Here is a 17,751-nt window from a genome sequence, read left to right on the forward strand (position 1 = left end):
CGCCATTTTTCACCATGTTATCAAAGGAGCTGTAAACGCATGAACCCCGAGATGATGTATGACCGCGTACCGCCGCAGAACCTCGAAGCAGAACAGGCGGTGCTGGGTGCCGTCCTGCTCCAGGGCGAGGCGCTCATCACCGCTATGGAGCGGGTGCGCAGCGAGGACTTCTATACGGCCGAGCACCAGCAGATCTTCGATGCGATGGTCGAGCTCGGCGAGGCTGGCCAGCCAATCGACCTCGTGACGCTGACGGCGTACCTGCAGGATCATCAGCAGCTCGAGGGCATCGGCGGCGTCAGCTACCTGGCCAAGCTGGTCGGCGGCGTGCCGACGGCGGCCAATGTCGATTACTACGCGCAGATCGTAGAAGAGAAATCGATGCTGCGCCGGCTGATCCGGACGGCAACTCAGATCGTCACTGACGGCTACGCCGGCGAGGATCAGGTTAGCGCTCTGCTCAGCGACGCCGAGGCGCGCATCATGGAGCTGTCCAACCGGCGCTCCAGCAGCGGCTTCATCTCCATCCGCGATGTGCTGATGGAGGTCTTCGAGCGCGTCGAGCAGCTCTATACCAACAAAGGCACCTCGACTGGCATCCCGTCCGGCTTCACCGACCTTGACAAGATGACCTCGGGCTTCCAGCGCAACGACCTGATCATCGTCGCTGCGCGACCTTCCGTCGGCAAGACGGCCTTCGCGCTCAACATCGCCCAGAATGTCGGCGTGCGCGCCCGCGAGACTGTCGCCATCTTCTCATTGGAGATGTCGGCTGCCCAGCTGGTGCAGCGGATGATCTGCGCCGAGTCCAATGTCGACGCCGGCCGCATGCGGACAGGCTACCTCGAAGGCGACGACTGGGAGAAGCTGACGATGGCGATCGGCTCGCTGTCGGAGGCGGAGATCTACATCGACGATACGCCGGGCATCACTGTCGCGGATATCCGTGCCAAGTGCCGCCGGCTCAAGAAGGAGAAGGGGCTCGGGATGATCCTCATCGACTACTTGCAGCTGATCCAGGGCCGTGGCAAGGCAGGAGAGAACCGGCAGCAGGAGGTCTCCGAGATCTCGCGGACGCTCAAGCAGATCGCCCGTGAGCTGGAAGTGCCGGTGATCGCGCTGTCCCAGCTTAGCCGGGGCGTCGAGCAGCGGCAGGACAAACGGCCGATGATGTCCGACTTGCGCGAATCCGGTTCGATCGAGCAGGATGCCGATATCGTCGCGTTTCTCTACCGGGACGACTACTATGACAAGGAGTCGGAGAAGAAGAACATTATCGAGATCATCATCGCCAAGCAGCGGAATGGTCCAGTCGGTACGGTGGAACTGGCGTTTCTGAAAAATTTCAACAAATTCGTCAGCCTCGACCGATCGCATCAGGAACCGGGGGTTGCCTCATGATGAATCGGCAAATTCCGAACATTAATATGTGGGTTAGGTTAAATGTTCGTTTTTTAATTGACAGGGTATAATCAGACTGCTACACTGAGAGTGCTGTCTTGATTTAAGTGTGTCGGTTTTCAGCACCGAGAAGATTGGAGGCAGGAGGAAATGAGGAGCGTAGCGTAGATAGATCTACGTGAGCACCGGAAGTTCCGAATGCATTCAAGATTCGGTGCCGAATCCACATCAATGAATCACTTCGTGATCAAAAGCGAGACAGTAATTTTCGGTGTGTACATACACTGAAGTGGAGGAATGACTGATGTCAACAGTTGTTGTTGTAGGTACGCAATGGGGCGACGAGGGCAAAGGCAAGATCACCGACTATCTGGCGGAGGGCGCTGATGTCGTAGCCCGTTATCAGGGCGGTAACAACGCTGGCCACACGATTATTATCGATAACAAAAAGTATAAGCTGACGATGATTCCATCCGGAATTTTTAATGAAAATAAAGTCTGCGTCATCGGCAACGGGATGGTCATCAACCCGGCAGCCCTGATCGAAGAAATCGAATATATCCATGGACACGGCTTCTCCTCTGAAAACCTGAAGATTAGCGATCGTGCGCATGTCATCATGCCTTATCATATGGTGCTGGATGGCCTCGAGGAAGACCGCAAAGGGGACAACAAGATCGGAACGACGCGCAAAGGCATCGGCCCTTGTTATATGGACAAAGCGGCGCGCGCCGGCATCCGGATAGCCGACCTGATGGATGCGGAGATCTTCGAAGCCAAGGTGCGCAAGCTGGTCGCCGAGAAGAATCACGTCATCGAGCAGGTCTACGGCGGCGAGCCGGTCGATGCCGAGGCGATCATCAGCGACTACCTCGGTTATGCCGAGAAACTGCGTCTCTATGTGACGGATACGTCAGTCGTGCTCAATGACGCGATTGATGACAACAAGCGGGTGCTGTTCGAGGGTGCGCAAGGCGTTATGCTCGATATCGACCAGGGCACATATCCGTTCGTAACCTCCTCCAACCCGACTGCGGGCGGTGTATGCATCGGTTCGGGCGTCGGTCCATCCAAGATTCAGCAGGTCATCGGCGTCGCCAAGAGCTACACGACCCGTGTCGGCGACGGCCCGTTCCCGACCGAGCTGCATGACGAGATCGGCGATACGATCCGCGAGACCGGTCATGAGTACGGCACCGTAACCGGCCGTCCGCGCCGCGTCGGCTGGTTCGATACGGTCGTCGTCCGTCACGCCCGCCGCGTGAGCGGCATCACTGGCCTGTCGCTCAACTCGCTGGATGTGCTGACAGGTCTGGAGACAGTGAAGATCTGCACCGCATACAAGTACCGCGACGAGATCATCGAGCACTACCCGGCCAGCCTGAAGATGCTGGCCGAATGCGAAGCCGTCTATGAAGAGCTGCCGGGCTGGAGCGAGGATATCTCAGGCGCCAAGAAGCTGGAGGACCTGCCGGAGTCGACCCAGCGCTACGTCGCTCGAGTCGCTGAGCTGACCGGTATCCCGATCGCCATCTTCTCCGTCGGCCGCAACCGTGAACAGACGAATCCGGTGCGTCCAATCTACGAATAGAACACGTAGATTGGACGGCCCCCAGGTGCGTTCCAATCTACGAATAGAACACGTAGATTGGACGGCACCCAGGTGCGTTCCAATCTACGAATAGAACACGTAGATCGGACGGCCCCCAGGTGCGTTCCAATCTACGAATAGAACGCGTAGATCGGACGGCCCCCAGGTGCGTTCCAATCTACGAATAGAATAATCGTGCAGCCGCAACCTACCTGGGACGGATGCAAGAGCCGGAAAGCGGTGCAAGGAGTGATCCTTGCGCCGCTTTTTGGCGTTCCTTTTTATTCATCGCGCCAAGTACCTGATTAAGGTTCGAAGCTGAGCCACACGTTGTGGGCTTAGTTTTGGAGCACATGGAGGAAGCAATAGATGGCGTCGTCGTAACAATGTTATGGAGGATGCCCGCGGCGCGGAACCCAGGTAGTGTCCCGATTAAGGACAAAAGTACAACTAAAAACAGTAGAAAAGACACACACGGACGGTGTAAGGACAAAAGTGCAGTTAATATGCTGAAAAATGGGTATAAAAGGGAAATTTTGCGAAATTAATTGTACTTTTGTCGTTGAGATCCCGTTAGTCGGAGTACAGCTCGGATATAGTTGCACTTTTGTCCTTAGCAAGCCTTAGCTGGCTTCAGGTCTGTCGGCAAGGACAAACGTACACCTTATTTGCGCCCAGCACCCGACATTCATATCCATAAGTGCAAAAGTACACTAAATGCCCTCGATATTTCCAGATGATTACCAAATCCGTATACATCAGGTGCGCTTTTCAGACTGCCCTCAACATAAAGCCTCATAGTAACGGATCGTTCTTCTGATCGCTGTTGTTCCCAGATTTGTTTATTTAATCAGCCCCTTTTAGGGGAGAAATCCGGGAACCGCGTAAGCTTTCGAAGCTAGCTTTTCTGCGAAAAGCTATCAGGCGAACGCTGCGCAGCTTATGCTCCGGAAGTTGCTTTCTGCTAGACCAGAATCGGCTCCGTGCCTCTCCGGCCATTTTTCAACAGCCTGATTGTCGCACTTGCTGAGGGTGTGCCGATGGGGCGGGATCATTTAGTTGCCTCCAGGTGAATGCCCATCCTCCCGCTTGCCCATACTGGAAATATAGTGCAAGTTCCCGCATGGGGAACGTACGGGAGGATGATGGGTATGTGGAAAATAACCGAATGGGTCGGCAAGACGGTAGCTGCGGCCCTGCTCGTCAGCGTGTTGTCGATCTGGACGACCGGCTTCATCGTCACCAGTTATATCGATGGTCTGCTGAAGCAGTATGAGCTGCCGCTGGAGGTGCAGCCGCTGGGCATGTCCGGCGTCTGGGGCATGCTGTGGGGCGCGGAGCCCCGGGCATCCGGCAAGACGGAGACGGCGGAGCAGACGGAGCGGCAGACGCCGGACCGTGAGGAGGAAGCGGCGCTCGGCGGCACAGGGTCCGGCAGCGGCGGCGGCAGCAGTACGGGCGGCATGCGCGGCGAAGCCGGCGACGACGATGGGGATGGAGCGCTCGGACCGGAAGGCGAGGGCGGCCCAGCTGGCAGCGATGATCATACTGGCGGTCTGGGCGGCGGATCCGGGGCTGGCACCGAAGGCGCGGGAGGAAGCCCGGATGCGGGGACGAGCGGCGGCGGAGGAACGGATGACCCCGAAGGCGACAGTGGGAACGGCAGCGAGGAGGAGGGCCCGCCGCTCTCCACCGAGACCGGCGGCGGCACGGGTACGCGCGCCGAGGGCGGCGCCAGCGGCGGGGCGCCGGTGATGTCCTCCGGCGAGATCGCCGACGCGAAGGATCAGATGACTGACGAGGACAAGCAGCTGATGTTCGGGCTGCTCATGAACAAGCTGCCGCAGGAAGCGTGGCAGAGTATTTCGACCTATATGGAAAACGGACTAACGGAGGAGGAGCTGGTAGAGGTCCAGCAGATCGTCGCCAGATTTTTGACGAATGAGGAATACGAACAATTAATGAATATTCTAAGTAAATATTAATCTCAAAGGCGCCAAAGTGCTGTTGATCTGCCATTCTTGCCTATGCTAGAGTAGAACTCGTGGAGAGCCGTCCCCTGTCCGGGAGCTGGCTTGATGAGACGAGTATACTTGCCGGATGAGCATAAAGGAGCAGATTATGAGCTTAGGAACGCCCCCATCAGGTAACAGTAAGCTAGGTCCTGCGAATCAGGTGAAATCTGCCAAAAAGCAGGGCAGTAAGCTCAAAGCACAAGAGACGGGCCGTCCGCTGACGGTAAACAACGCCTCCTTCCAAAGGTTGAAGCGCAAGCCCTTCTGGCTGGCCGCCGCAGCGCTGCTGCTGGTCGTCTTGGCAGGCTACGGCATCGACCGCTATATACAGGCTAATACGGTAACCTACTACCATCTCTATCATGACGGTCAGCTGATCGGCGAGATTGCCGACCCCGCCTCGATCGACGAACTGCTGGAGCAGCGGCTGCAGGAGGCGGGAGAGGCGAACCCCGAGGTACATATGGAGCTGACATCGGGAGAGATATCCTATATCCGGGCTAAAGGCTACAAGGCAGAGCCGGATACGAACGCCGCGCTGGAAGCACTAGGCAGCCGTCTGAGCACACATGCGGTTGGCTACGAGGTGAAGGTCGACGGCAAGCTGATCGGCATCGCCAAGGACGAGCAGACCGCAAAGAAGGTGCTGCGCCAGGTGCAGGACCGATACAGGATCCAATCCGTGGAACCCAAGGGGCCGCAGGTGATGCGGCTCTCCCATAGCCAGAGCGCAGTGGACGCTTCGGCTGATGAGCGGGAAGTCACCTCGGTGGAGATCCTCGAGGAGATCGGCACGAGCCGTACCCAGGTCGATCCGGAGCGGGTGACCGCCGAGGAAGAGCTGTACCAGCGGTTGGCGGTAGGTGCGCAGCAGCCAATCAGCTACACGGTGCAGCCTGGCGATTGCATCGGCTGCATCGCCAGCAAGTTTGGCATCTCCTCGCAGGTGATCTATCAGAATAACCCCTGGATCACCGGAGATACGATCGAAGCGGGCGCGGTGCTCGACCTGACCGTGGAGCGGCCGGCCATCACCGTGCAGACGGTGGAAGAGATCAAAGAGACGATCGATATCGAGCCGCCTGTGGAGGTGCGCGAGCATCCTGAGCTGATGGCCGGCACCTCCAAGGTGGTAAGGCCGGGCCAGCCTGGCAAGAAGCAGGTTACATTCAAGCTGATCAAGCAGAACGGCTATCTGATGCACGAGGAGCTGATCGGGGAAGAGGTGCTGCAAGCCCCGCTCTCCGAAGTCGTCTACAAAGGCACCAAGGTGATCAACGGCGAAGGTTCGGGGACATTTGCATGGCCTGTACAGAATGCCCGCGTCACCAGCAGCTTCGGCCCACGGTGGGGACGGATGCACAACGGCATCGACCTGGTTGGCAATAAGAGCATCCTGAGCGCTGACCACGGCGTCGTCGAATTCGTCGGGACGCGCAGCGGCTACGGCAAGACGATCATCGTCGATCACAAGAACGGCTACAAGACCTTGTATGCGCATCTGAGCGGCTATTCGGTCCAGCAGGGCGATATCGTCGAGAAGGGCGACAAGCTGGGCGACATGGGCAATACCGGCCGGTCCACCGGTACGCATCTGCATTTTGAGATCCGCAAGAACGACAGTCCGCAAAACCCGAGCAAATACCTCAATTGAACTTATTCATACGACCTATCGCCGCAGTTTGCACTGCGGCGATCTTATTTTTGAGCAGGGCTGGGGAATGGCCAACAATGGCTGTAACGGGGGGACCCAGATATGGTAAAATAGAGAGCGTAACTATGATCGACAGATGACCGCAGCGATGCGGCACAAGAATACAGTACGATTACGGACAAGCGAAGGGCGGTGTGCTTTGTGCAGAGGAAAATCCTGGTGGTAGACGACGAACAGCCGATCGCCGATATTATCAAATTCAATCTCGAGAAGGAAGGCTATGAGGTGATCTGCGCGTTCGACGGCGGAACGGCGGTCCAGCTGGCGCTGGCCGAGGAGCCGGATCTGATCCTGCTCGATCTGATGCTGCCGGTCAAGGACGGCATGGACGTCTGCCGCGAGGTGCGATTGAAGCTGCAGACACCGATCATCATGCTGACTGCCAAGGATACGGAGCTCGACAAGGTGCTGGGGCTGGAGCTGGGTGCGGACGATTATGTGACCAAGCCCTTCAGCACGCGGGAGCTGTTGGCGCGGGTGAAGGCGCAGCTGCGCAGGCAGCAGAAGAGCGCTTCGGCGGCCCAGGACGCGGGAGAGCGGGAGAGCGGCAACCAGGGGCTCAAGCTGTTCAACCTGTTCATCGACACCGACATGTACGTCGTCTACAAGGACCAGGAGCCGCTCGATCTGACCCACCGCGAGTATGAGCTCGTCTATTATCTGGCGCGCAACAGCGGCAAGGTGATGACGCGCGAGCATCTGCTGCAGGCGGTTTGGGGCTTCGAGTACTTCGGCGACGTCCGCACGGTAGATGTGACGATCCGTCGGCTGCGGGAGAAGATCGAGGATGACCCCAGCAAGCCGGAGTATATCCTCACCCGCCGTGGCCTCGGCTACCTGATGCGCAATCCCAAGTCCGGCGGTTTCGGTTACGGATGATGAAAGGCGCGCGCTTCTTCCGCACGATCCAGGTCAAGCTGATCATCATCTATGTGCTGCTAATTTTGATCGCCATGCAGCTGATCGGGGTTTATTTTATCAGTACGATGAAGACCTCGCTGACTGCCTCCTTCACGAACAACCTCAACGAGCAGGCGGACATGCTCACCCGGCTGGTGGAGCAGAAGCTCGCCCCCTCGCAGCTGACGGAGGAGCAGATGATCGAGGATCTGCGCGGCCTCGTCAGTACGCTGTTCAGCATCAATGAAGCCGAGATCCAGGTGCTCGACGCCAGCGGCAAGGTGCTGACGACCTCGGTAGTGGCGCATCAGTCGTACGTAGGCAGCAAGAACACGACGCTCGCCGTCAGCCGGGCGCTGCAGGGGATCAGCAACAACGAAGAAGATATTATCGACACCGACAATGTCCGCAAAAAGGTGATCGCCAAGCCGGTCATCTCGCGCCCCGGCACGAGCCAGGCCAAGATCGTCGGCGCCGTCTACATCGTCGCCTCGATGAATGAAGTCAACGATACGATCAACCGGGTGAACCGGATCTTCGTCTCGGGGATGCTGATCGCGCTCGGCATGACCGGCGTGCTGTGCGTGCTGCTGGCGCACACGATCACCAGTCCCATCAAAGGCCTGACGCGGCATGCGTCATCGGTGGCGGAGGGCGACTTCGACCAGCGGGTGCCGGTGTACGGCGACGACGAGATCGGCCAGCTCAGCCAGGCTTTCAACAATATGACCGACCGGCTCCGGGAGGCGCTCTCCGCCAACGAGGAGGAGAAGGAGAAGCTGTCGTCGATCCTCGCCAACATGAGCGATGGCGTCGTCGCTGCGGACGATCAGGGCCAGGTCATGGTGACGAACCGGCGGGCCCGCGAGATGCTCGGCGTGAAGAAGCATGACGGCGAGTACCTCAGCCAGCTGCTCGGCATGACCGAGGAGCGGGTGCAGCAGCTCGTCCAGGGCATCGAGCATGCGGCGGTGATCCGGATGGAGCCTTCGCTGGACAAGGAAGACAGCCTGATCCGCGTCACCTTCACGCCGATCTATCGCCGCGACAAGAGCGCGGCCGGGACGATCGCGGTGCTCCAGGACGTTACCGAGCAGGAGAAGCTGGAACACTCGCGGCGGGAATTCGTCGCCAACGTCTCGCATGAGCTGCGGACGCCGCTGACGACGATCAAGAGCTACGCCGAGGCGCTGGACGACGGCGCGATGCAGGAGCGGGAGCTGGGCGAGCGGTTCGTCGGCGTCATCCGCAACGAGACCGAGCGGATGATCCGCCTCGTCACCGATCTGCTGCATCTGTCACGTCTCGACTCCAACCAGGCGCCGCTGCGGCGCCAGCCGACCAGCGTGCCGGAGATGCTGGAGGAGGTGGCCGACCGGTTCTCCTTCCAGCTGCGCCAGAAGTCGATCGGCATGTCAGTCCGTGTCGAGCACGGCATATCGTCCGTATGGCTCGACCGCGACCAGATCGACCAGGTGCTCGACAATCTCGTCTCCAACGCGATCAAGTATACGATGGACGGCGGGCGCATCGAGATCGCCGCGATGAAGCCGGAGGCGGGGGCGATCGCCATCCAGGTGTCCGACACCGGGATCGGCATCCCGCAGCGTGATCTCAACCGGATCTTCGACCGCTTCTACCGGGTCGACAAGGCTCGCTCGCGCAATATGGGCGGCACGGGACTGGGGCTGTCTATTGCCCGGGAAATCATCAAAGCCCATGGCGGGACGATCGCACTGGCCTCGGAATATAACGAAGGCACGACGGTCACGTTCACGCTGCCTGCCCTGGAAGAGGGGGGTGAGAACGCATGATGGAGAAATTCAAGACCGGTGCGCTTGTCGTGCTGGTGGCGCTCAGTCTGGTACAGAGTTATTTTCTTGCCTACAGCGTCCCCTCCCTGCGGACGACAACGACGACCGATCAGGATTATGTGCAGACCGAGCAGATGGGCGACGTGGAGCGGCTGGAGAATCTGATCTATCCCGAGGATATGGTGGTGCATCTGGGCGAGAACCGGCACACAGTGTTCTATCCGGGGACCAACTTCTACGAACGGATCTTCGAGAAGCTGCGGGGCCGCGAGTTCAAGGGGTTCCAGCGGGGCGCTCGGACGGTGGTCGACTGGGGCGAGGTGCGGACCCGCGATCAAGGTGTCGAGCTGCGCTTCGGCAGCCCGATGCCTGTCGAATTATTGCAGCGGGTGCTGAAGCTGGAGGCCGATCCGCAGTTCCTGTCCGATCAGATCGACCGAATCTGGATTTTCAACCCGCAGGGACGCGAGGAAGTCAGAGTGTACTTTTTCAGCTCCGACCGTCAGCTAGTCTATGAGTCGGTACGGGCGGATCTGACGATCAGCGATATCCAGGAATATGTCGGCTACGGCACGTATTGGCCGCAGTACCGTACGACCGATGGATTGCTATATCTACCGACGGAGCCTTTGGAAACGGTACAGGCAGTGCTCGGCTATGACAGCTATACGACCGAGCAAATGCAGCGCAATCTGTTCTTCGATCCCGCAGTGACGCGGACGATCCGCGACCGCAGCGGCACACAGATCTTCACCGACGGCAAGCAGGGCCTGCAGGTGGAGCAGAACGGCCAGTGGGTGCGGTATACCGATCCGGTAGCTTCCAGCGGCAATGTCAACAACCTCACGGAGAACGTCGTGGCGGCCTTGCAGTTCACCAACGAACACGGCGGCTGGGACGGCAAGCACCGCTTCGTCAATCCTGGTAGCGCCGAAGGCGGACGCGTCGTCGTCTTCCAGCAGTACTGGCACTCACTGCCGGTTATCACCGAGCCGCCGCTGCGCTTCGGCCAGATCCGGCTGACGCTGCAGCGCGGCGGGGTCGGCGAGTACGAGCGCTCGCTTCTGACGCTCGGCGAAGAGGTCGACAAGTCAATCCGCTATCTGCCGGGAGGCGAGACACTGACGAATCAGTTGCAAGCGTACGAGCGGCGTGACGAGGTGAGAGCGCTGTACCCGGCGCTGCAGGCCGAGGTGCTGGGGGATGAGCAGCTGTCGCTGACGCCGGTCTGGGCGGTGCGTCTCACTGACGGCACGCAGCAGATCCTGTCCGAGGCGCTGCCGTCGGGCACCGCCGTCGAGATCTCGATCCCGGTGACGCCGGTGGAGGAGCAGGAAGGCCAGACAGGTACGGAGGAAGCGGAAGGTATGAATGGTGAGGCTGACCTGCCAGACGGCGAGTCACCGGCCAGCGTCGATATCTCTGCTGACGGCGTTGACGACGAGAATGACGGCGACACGCTGGGTGACGAAGAAGGTGCGCCTGCTGTAGAGTGACGAAGCTAACATGAAAATAGCGGAGGTTAGTTGGATTTCGGAGAATGGTGGTGAAACCGGAGAGGACGGAATCTGGGAACCACAGCGATCGGAAGAACGATCCGTCTTCGCAGGGTTTGAGCCCACCATTTTGGAGAGGAGGCAGGGACGCGATGGATTGGAGTCGGGCGAAGAGTGTACTCATCTTCTCCTTCTTGCTGCTCAATATCATACTCGGCTATCAATTGTGGCTGGATGTGCGGGAGCGGCTGAACAACAGCGCCGATCTGAGCGACCTGCCTCAGGCGACGCAGCGGACCATGCAGGAGAAGAATATCCGGCTGGCCGGCAGCATCCCCTCGGACAAGCCGGAGCTGCGAGATCTGACGTACCGGTTCACCTCGCAGCCGGAGGAACGGCAGGAGCTGGAGGAGCCGGTGCCGAGTACGATCGTCTACTCGGAGAAGGACCTGATGCGAGGGCTGGGGGATGTGATCCCGGAGCTCGACCAGTACACCTTTATCGATTCGACAGCGGGAAGCGACGGCATCTTCACCCTGTACCGGATGACGGACGGGCTGCCGATGTTCGATGTCAAGCTGGAGCTGTACTACAGCAATCAGCAGATCATCGCCTACCGCCAGGACCGCGTGGATCAGGTGCAGCCGGGCGAGGCCAAGGCGCAGACCGTGCTGTCGGCGCTGCAGGTGATCGAGAGCCTGATCGAGAATTTCCTGCAGGAGGGCTCGACGATCCAGGAGATCCGGCTCGGCTATCAGGGCCAGATGTTCGATTCGGAGACGCAGGTATCGGCGCCATTCTGGCGCGTGCTGCTGGAGGACGGGGAACCGCCAGTGTACGTGCACGCTATCAGCGGCGACATCGTGACGGAGAACAGCACGGTGACGCTGGACGGCCTGTGAGCGGACAGGCATGAATTGATATAATATAGATACATTTAGGATGTACACTACAGCAATGGGACGAGAAAGAAGGCAAGGGGAGCTATGGGACTGCGGTTTACAGTATTGGCTAGCGGATCGACGGGGAATGCGACGATCGTGCAGTCGGAGGATGCGACGGTGCTGATCGACGCCGGCCTGAGCGCCAAGAAGCTCGAGGAGCTGATGCGGGAGCGCGAGGTCGAGGGCAAGGATATCGATGCCATCTTCGTCACGCATGAGCATTCGGATCATATCAAAGGACTCGGGGCGTTCGCTCGCAAGCACGAGCTGCCCATCTACGCCAACGAGGCGACATGGGAAGAGATGCACAAGCATGTGGGCGCTATCGAGTCGGACAAACGATTTGTCATGGAGACCGGGACTGCGGTAGAATTAGGGGGCATGTTGGGACGGCTGCGGGTGCAGTCTTACGCGATCTCCCACGATGCAGCGGAGCCGGTAGGGTATTGCTTCCACAGCGGCGGCTGCAAGCTCAGCCTCGTCACCGACCTCGGCTACATGAGCGACAAGGTCAAGGAACAGGTAATCGAGTCGGACGTGCTGGTGCTGGAGTCCAATCATGACGTGGATATGCTGCGCGTCGGCCGTTATCCGTGGAACATCAAGCGTCGCATCCTCAGCGACATCGGCCACCTCTCCAACGAAGCAGCCGGCGAGGCGCTGTGCGAGCTGTTGTCGGACCGGACCCAGCGGGTATACCTGGCTCACCTGAGCCGGGACCATAATCTGATGGATTTGGCCAAGCTCACGGTGAATAATGTATTAGAGAGCAACGGGTTTTTCTTCAAGCGCGACGAGTTCGCCCTGAAGGATACGTACTATAACCGGTCGACCGAGTGGGACGAAGTGAAACGCAGATAGCTATCTGGCACGCCGGCGCTGGCATCGCGGTCGAGGAAAGCGGCTTTCTGGCGGATCTCCTCGCGCGTGAGGATGCCCTTCTCCACGAGCAGTTCCATCATGGCGCTTACGTTCAGTAACAGCTGGTAATGCTCGTCCTTCAGATCGCCGACGCTCGCGGCCAGCTGGACGTGTTCCCAGGTCGTGCGGGATATGGTTTGCATGATTATATCGCTCCTTCACCGTAACATTTCTATCACTAGTGTAGTCTAAAGATATAGAGATCATTCCTAACCGGGGGATTTACTAACATATTGTCTTGATGTCGGAGACATCGAGGGGAGCGGGAGCTTATGAGTTTATTCGATGACGATTTTTTCTCGACCAAGGTATCCCGGCGCAGCCACCGGGAGCCCCGGCCGGCCTTTGGCGCCCGACGCTCGAGCAGCGGCTGGTCGCCGCTGCGGATCATCGTGGCCTCTTCGCTGATCAGTTCGCTGACGGTGGTACTGGTCTTTGCGCTGGTCACGCAGAGCTGGGGCTCCGGATCGGGGATATCGACGAATAAACCGGCGACCGGCACGATCCAGACCAACGACCCGTTCGAACGGCCGATCCAGGCCTCCGCCAAGATTCGACCGGCGGTCGTCAGCATCATCAACGAGCAACTGCTCGACAGCTTCGGCTTGCCCGGCGGTTTCTGGGATGAGGAGGAGGGCGGCGCTGATTGGTTCGAGGAGGAAGCGACGCTGCAAGAGGCCGGACTCGGCTCGGGCGTCATCTTCGAGAAGGTAAAGGGCAAAGCCCGCATCATCACCAACTACCACGTCGTCCAGGATGCTGTCTCCGTGAAGGCTGTGCTGATCAACGGCGAGATCCGCGAAGCGAAGATCATCGGCAAGGATCAGATCACGGATCTGGCCGTACTAGAGATTGACGGCAAGGGCATCGATGTCGTCGCCGAGCTCGGCGATTCGACCAAGATCCGCGACGGTGAGACCGTCATCGCCATCGGCAACCCGCTCGGCCTCGGCGACTCACTGACGATGGGCATCGTCAGTAAGACCCGCCGTGTCATCCCCGTCTCGCTCAATCAGGACGGCGTATATGACTGGGAGCAGGAAGTTATCCAGATCGACGCCTCGATCAACCAGGGCAACAGCGGCGGTGCGCTCATCGACCTCAATGGCCGGCTGATCGGCATCAACAGCATGAAGGTGTCGGATTATGGCGTCGAGGGACTGGGCTTCGCGATCCCGATCAACCAAGCGATGCCGGTCGTCAAGAGCCTGATCGAGTACGGCAAGGTGAAGCGGCCTTATGTCGGAGTATTCACGCTTGATCTGGAGCAATACTATCTGCAGGAAGAGATGCGCAAGCGCGCGGCCGCGGATGAGGGCGAGGAGACCGAGACGGAGTCGGAGAAGACGCTGCAGCTGCCGGCCGAGGTGAAGCGGGGCATCATCGTCCTGGAAGCCGTCGGACCGGCCAAACGGGCGGGACTGGAGCTCGACGACGTGATCGTCCAGCTCGACAGCACGCCGATCGGCAGTACGATGGAGCTGCGCAAATACCTGTATATGAAGAAAGCGATCGGTGACAAGATCGAGGTCACTTTCTACAGGGAAGGCAAGAAGCAGACGACCACCCTCACGCTGGCGGAAGTGAGCGACGAGGATCAATAAAGACTAGCAGAACAGGCGCCGCGGCGGGCAGACGGCCGGGAACAGGGTTGGGTGTTGGATACATCAGACCTTCTATGATCGCGCACGCTTCCGGCGCCTGGCAGAGATGGAGTGTATGGGTAACGCATGTATTGTGTATGCAAGGAACATATCGAGCTGTCGATTGACAAGTTTGTCGATGAATACGAGGACGCCCCGGATGTCGTCGATCTGCAGGAGACGCGCTTTGCCAACTGGGACCCTCCGCTCAAGTGCGAGCTGTGTGAGGAACCAGCGTCATATTTAATTGTTTGAGTCATGGAACGCACAAAACCCCTCGCGTCCCTACGCATGATGCGTAGGTGACGCGGGGGGTTCGGCGTTAGAGGGGTACCGACGTACCGCTGGCTTGCGCTGACGGACGCGCACCATCTAACCGAGCCTCCATGGCGGAGCAGGTGTTACCTGCCCTGCTTGCTTCAGCCCTTTATGCAATCCCTGCATTAAGGCGCCATAGGAGCAGTGTCATCTGGAGTCATTGGATCGTCAGCTGGCGGAGGTGTTGTACCTGGATCCGTCAGACTGTTATTCGTACCGTTGCCTGCATCACCACAAGCCGCAGCGCCGAATACCAGACCCACACTCATAATAGACGTCAGCAACATCGTTACCCACTTTTTACGTGTTTTCATTTTCATCTTCCCCTTTCGCGCTTTCGCGTTTTGGAATTTGCTTGCCTGACATCTATTTAACCGCTAACGAGAAGTATAAACGGCTTTTACGGTTAGAAAAGCTTAAGATTCAACCTCACATGGGGCGGGTTATGGTTTTGGTTGGAGAGGGGATGTAAATATATGGAGCTGATACGTGGTCGGGGGGCTTGCGCAGAATGGGGGTTCTTCCGATCGCTGTTGTCCGCCGGATTTATGGATTAGATTTCCCTGGGGAAAAATCCGGCGGACAAAGGCGAGCATTTCATTTCTCCAGAACACCCCACCTGCTTCAGCCCTTTCTACCACGTAGGAAGCCAACATTTACATATAGGATACGAGAAAGGAGTGCCGGACCAGATGAACATTCAGATCCTGGCAGTAGGCAAGCTCAAGGAGAAGTACTGGGTGCAGGGCATCGCAGAGTATGCCAAGCGGCTGGGGCCGTACGTGAAGCTGCAGCTGACGGAGGTAGCGGACGAAAAAGCACCTGACACTATGAGCGCGGCAGAAGAGGATCAGGTGCGACAAAAAGAAGGTGAGCGTATACTGGCTCAGATCAAACCGGATGCCCACGTCATTGCGCTAGCCATCGGAGGCGCGCTATGGTCATCAGAGGAGCTGGCGTCGCAGATGGACAAGCTGGCTACGTATGGTCGCAGCCACATTGTGTTTGTCATTGGAGGGAGTAATGGGTTGTCACCGGCGGTGCTGGCTCGTGCGCAGCAGCAGCTGAGCTTTGGGCGGATGACTTATCCGCATCAGCTTATGAGGCTGATGCTGGTAGAACAGGTGTATCGGGCGGTGAAGATTAACCGGGGGGAACCTTACCATAAGTAACGGCAAGTTTTTGAGTGATTCGTCATGGCACTACAATAATCACGTTTCCTTTTTTACGTTCAGTTTCTACATATCTGTGGGCATCAGGCAGGTGCTCCAGAGGATATCGACGATCGATCATAGCGTTCAACGTTCCATTACTTGCGAGTTCCATGAGATACTCCAAGTTTGCTTTGTTTTGCATTAGCCCAGCTGTTGCGAAGAAGGCTCGTTTGCCTTTAAACAGGGAGCTCCACATCATTTGTATAACGATAGACAGCTTGGGGACGGTAGTCAGATAAATACCTTTGGCCGTAAGTACACGCGTGCATGCCGAGAAGGAGCGTTTGCCAACAGCATCGAATACGACATCATAAGCTTTGCCCGCCTTCGTGAAATCCTCCTGGCTATAATCTATAACGAAGTCTGCGCCTGCTCTTCTTACCAGACCCAAATTACTGGCAGAGCAAACACCTGTTACTTCAGCGCCATAGAATTTGGCTAATTGCACTGCGTAGATGCCGACAGCCCCCGAGGCACCATTAATCAGCACTTTCTGTCCCTTCCGCAATTTTGCCTTATCTCTTAGAAACGTCAAAGCGGTGGCTCCCCCGTCACAGATGCCGACAGCCTCTTCAAAAGAAAGGTTATCCGGTATAACGACAAGGGGGCTATCTTCGGGCAGACATTTATATTCGGCATAAGCACCGAAGGTTTTGACGCTCATCCCCAGAACGCGATCCCCGGGTTTAATCTGCTTCACTTCTTGGCCGACTGATTCGACCTCTCCGGCTAACTCGCATCCTCCAACGGCGAATTTCGGTCTGGAAAAACCGTAGATTAATTTAATGATTCGTGGATCGCCCTTGCGAAAAGCGCAGTCCGACGGACCTACGACGGCAGCTTGGACACGAATGAGAATCTCCTTTTTTTCAGGCGACGGTTTCGGGATTTCTTGCGGGACGATCACTTCCGGTTGACCATACGAGTGTTGAACCATAGCTTTCATGAAGTTCCCTCCTATTTTTAGTTTCACTGCAATATTTCTTTACAATATGCTCCCTAAGAGTAGAAAATGGATGGAGGAGTATCTCAGAGAAGGAGTGAAGAAAACCGGCAATGAAGGACATTTTATTTAAATATATGTCAAGATGGACTTCCATGAACGAGGAAGAACAGCAAGTCATTATGGACCTGATTCCAGTAGAACATTATAAAAAGGGGACCGTTCTAATTAAACAAGGAGATGTCCCTACGACCTGTTATTTCATTCTGAAAGGTTGCGTAAGACAGTATTCCATAGATGAAGAGGGGAGAGAGATCACATCCAACTTCTACACTGAAGAGCAAGCAATTGCAATTTTCAATCATCACAAACTGGAAAAGGCATCCCATTACACCTTCGCGTGCGTTGAAGATGCGGTAATGGTCGTTGGCGACCTCGATACGGAAAAGGACATGTACAACAAATACCCTCAATTGGAGACGATGACCCGCATGATGATCGAGGAGAACTTGGGTCAGGTCCAAGAGGAATTTGCTGCTTTTATAGCTTCTACGCCTGAAGAACGCTTCAAGACGTTGCTAATGAAAAACCCCTTGCTCATCGAACGGGTACCCCAACATCAATTGGCCAGTTATCTGGGCATTACACCAGAGTCATTGAGCAGAATTAAGAAAAGACTCTACCAAAAACCCCGCTAATCCGATTACCCTATACTGGAATCAATTGCCCCCTAGTTCAACCAATGATTTTATTGTAACTAGGGGGTTGATTACGTGCATTGACTTAAGTCAAGAGATGAGGCTAAACTGCGTTTACACGTAAAAAACGAACTTGCCG

General features: G+C 57.3%; 16 protein-coding genes. 13 read left to right on the forward strand and 3 right to left on the reverse strand.

What is annotated here, in order from left to right; genetic code table 11:
* Window positions 1-39 precede the first annotated feature (39 nt).
* The 9 genes from dnaB to ABC336_RS15200 all read left to right on the forward strand — a co-directional run bounded on the left by dnaB (window position 40) and on the right by ABC336_RS15200 (window position 12,736).
* Window positions 40-1,401 (forward strand): replicative DNA helicase, encoded by a 1,362-nt coding sequence (gene dnaB, locus ABC336_RS15160; RefSeq protein WP_413239424.1) that lies wholly within the window; start codon window positions 40-42, stop codon window positions 1,399-1,401.
* 304 nt (window positions 1,402-1,705) lie between these two features.
* A complete protein-coding gene (locus tag ABC336_RS15165; protein WP_413239425.1) occupies window positions 1,706-2,992 on the forward strand; it encodes an adenylosuccinate synthase in 1,287 nt (428 codons plus the stop codon).
* A 1,151-nt stretch (window positions 2,993-4,143) separates the two neighbouring features.
* Window positions 4,144-4,977: a hypothetical protein gene (locus ABC336_RS15170; protein WP_413239426.1), complete on the forward strand. Its 834-nt coding sequence runs from the start codon at window positions 4,144-4,146 to the stop codon at window positions 4,975-4,977.
* A gap of 190 nt (window positions 4,978-5,167) precedes the next feature.
* Window positions 5,168-6,661 (forward strand): peptidoglycan DD-metalloendopeptidase family protein, encoded by a 1,494-nt coding sequence (locus ABC336_RS15175; RefSeq protein WP_413239427.1) that lies wholly within the window; start codon window positions 5,168-5,170, stop codon window positions 6,659-6,661.
* Window positions 6,662-6,862: 201 nt separating this feature from the next.
* A complete protein-coding gene (yycF, locus tag ABC336_RS15180) occupies window positions 6,863-7,600 on the forward strand; it encodes a response regulator YycF (protein ID WP_413239428.1) in 738 nt (245 codons plus the stop codon).
* The gene (walK, locus tag ABC336_RS15185; protein WP_413242526.1) at window positions 7,600-9,435 is read left to right on the forward strand and encodes a cell wall metabolism sensor histidine kinase WalK; all 1,836 of its coding nucleotides are present in this window, start codon (window positions 7,600-7,602) and stop codon (window positions 9,433-9,435) included. Before yycF ends, walK begins: the two co-directional genes overlap by 1 nt.
* Window positions 9,432-10,931 (forward strand): YycH family regulatory protein, encoded by a 1,500-nt coding sequence (locus ABC336_RS15190; RefSeq protein WP_413239429.1) that lies wholly within the window; start codon window positions 9,432-9,434, stop codon window positions 10,929-10,931. The genes walK and ABC336_RS15190 overlap by 4 nt, the downstream gene beginning before the upstream one ends.
* A gap of 152 nt (window positions 10,932-11,083) precedes the next feature.
* On the forward strand, window positions 11,084-11,833 hold the full coding sequence (gene yycI, locus ABC336_RS15195; protein WP_413239430.1) for a two-component system regulatory protein YycI: 750 nt from the start codon (window positions 11,084-11,086) through the stop codon (window positions 11,831-11,833).
* Between the two features lie 84 nt (window positions 11,834-11,917).
* Entirely contained in the window at window positions 11,918-12,736 is an 819-nt protein-coding gene (locus ABC336_RS15200) for an MBL fold metallo-hydrolase (RefSeq protein ID WP_413239431.1), read from the forward strand.
* On the opposite strand, the gene ABC336_RS15205 is transcribed toward ABC336_RS15200, so the two are convergent.
* On the reverse strand, window positions 12,694-12,939 hold the full coding sequence (locus ABC336_RS15205) for a hypothetical protein (RefSeq protein ID WP_413239432.1): 246 nt from the start codon (window positions 12,937-12,939) through the stop codon (window positions 12,694-12,696). The genes ABC336_RS15200 and ABC336_RS15205 overlap by 43 nt on opposite strands.
* A 129-nt stretch (window positions 12,940-13,068) precedes the next feature.
* Here ABC336_RS15205 and ABC336_RS15210 point away from each other — a divergent pair, with 129 nt between their 5' ends.
* Window positions 13,069-14,400 (forward strand): S1C family serine protease, encoded by a 1,332-nt coding sequence (locus tag ABC336_RS15210; RefSeq protein WP_413239433.1) that lies wholly within the window; start codon window positions 13,069-13,071, stop codon window positions 14,398-14,400.
* A 126-nt stretch (window positions 14,401-14,526) separates the two neighbouring features.
* Window positions 14,527-14,694 carry a CxxH/CxxC protein gene (locus tag ABC336_RS15215; RefSeq protein ID WP_413239434.1) on the forward strand — a complete coding sequence of 56 codons (168 nt, stop codon included), beginning with the start codon at window positions 14,527-14,529 and terminating at the stop codon, window positions 14,692-14,694.
* A gap of 188 nt (window positions 14,695-14,882) precedes the next feature.
* Here ABC336_RS15215 and ABC336_RS15220 read toward each other — a convergent pair whose 3' ends face one another.
* A complete protein-coding gene (locus ABC336_RS15220; RefSeq protein WP_413239435.1) occupies window positions 14,883-15,071 on the reverse strand; it encodes a hypothetical protein in 189 nt (62 codons plus the stop codon).
* Window positions 15,072-15,449: 378 nt separating this feature from the next.
* Here ABC336_RS15220 and rlmH point away from each other — a divergent pair, with 378 nt between their 5' ends.
* A complete protein-coding gene (gene rlmH / locus ABC336_RS15225; RefSeq protein ID WP_413239436.1) occupies window positions 15,450-15,929 on the forward strand; it encodes a 23S rRNA (pseudouridine(1915)-N(3))-methyltransferase RlmH in 480 nt (159 codons plus the stop codon).
* Window positions 15,930-15,951: 22 nt separating this feature from the next.
* Here rlmH and ABC336_RS15230 read toward each other — a convergent pair whose 3' ends face one another.
* Entirely contained in the window at window positions 15,952-16,917 is a 966-nt protein-coding gene (locus ABC336_RS15230; RefSeq protein WP_413239437.1) for an NAD(P)-dependent alcohol dehydrogenase, read from the reverse strand.
* Between the two features lie 110 nt (window positions 16,918-17,027).
* Between ABC336_RS15230 and ABC336_RS15235 the strand changes: the two genes are divergently transcribed.
* On the forward strand, window positions 17,028-17,612 hold the full coding sequence (locus tag ABC336_RS15235) for a Crp/Fnr family transcriptional regulator (RefSeq protein WP_413239438.1): 585 nt from the start codon (window positions 17,028-17,030) through the stop codon (window positions 17,610-17,612).
* Window positions 17,613-17,751: the final 139 nt, after the last annotated feature.

The organism is Paenibacillus jepli (genome assembly GCF_047238105.1).
Taxonomy (GTDB): Bacteria; Bacillota; Bacilli; order Paenibacillales; family Paenibacillaceae; genus Paenibacillus_D.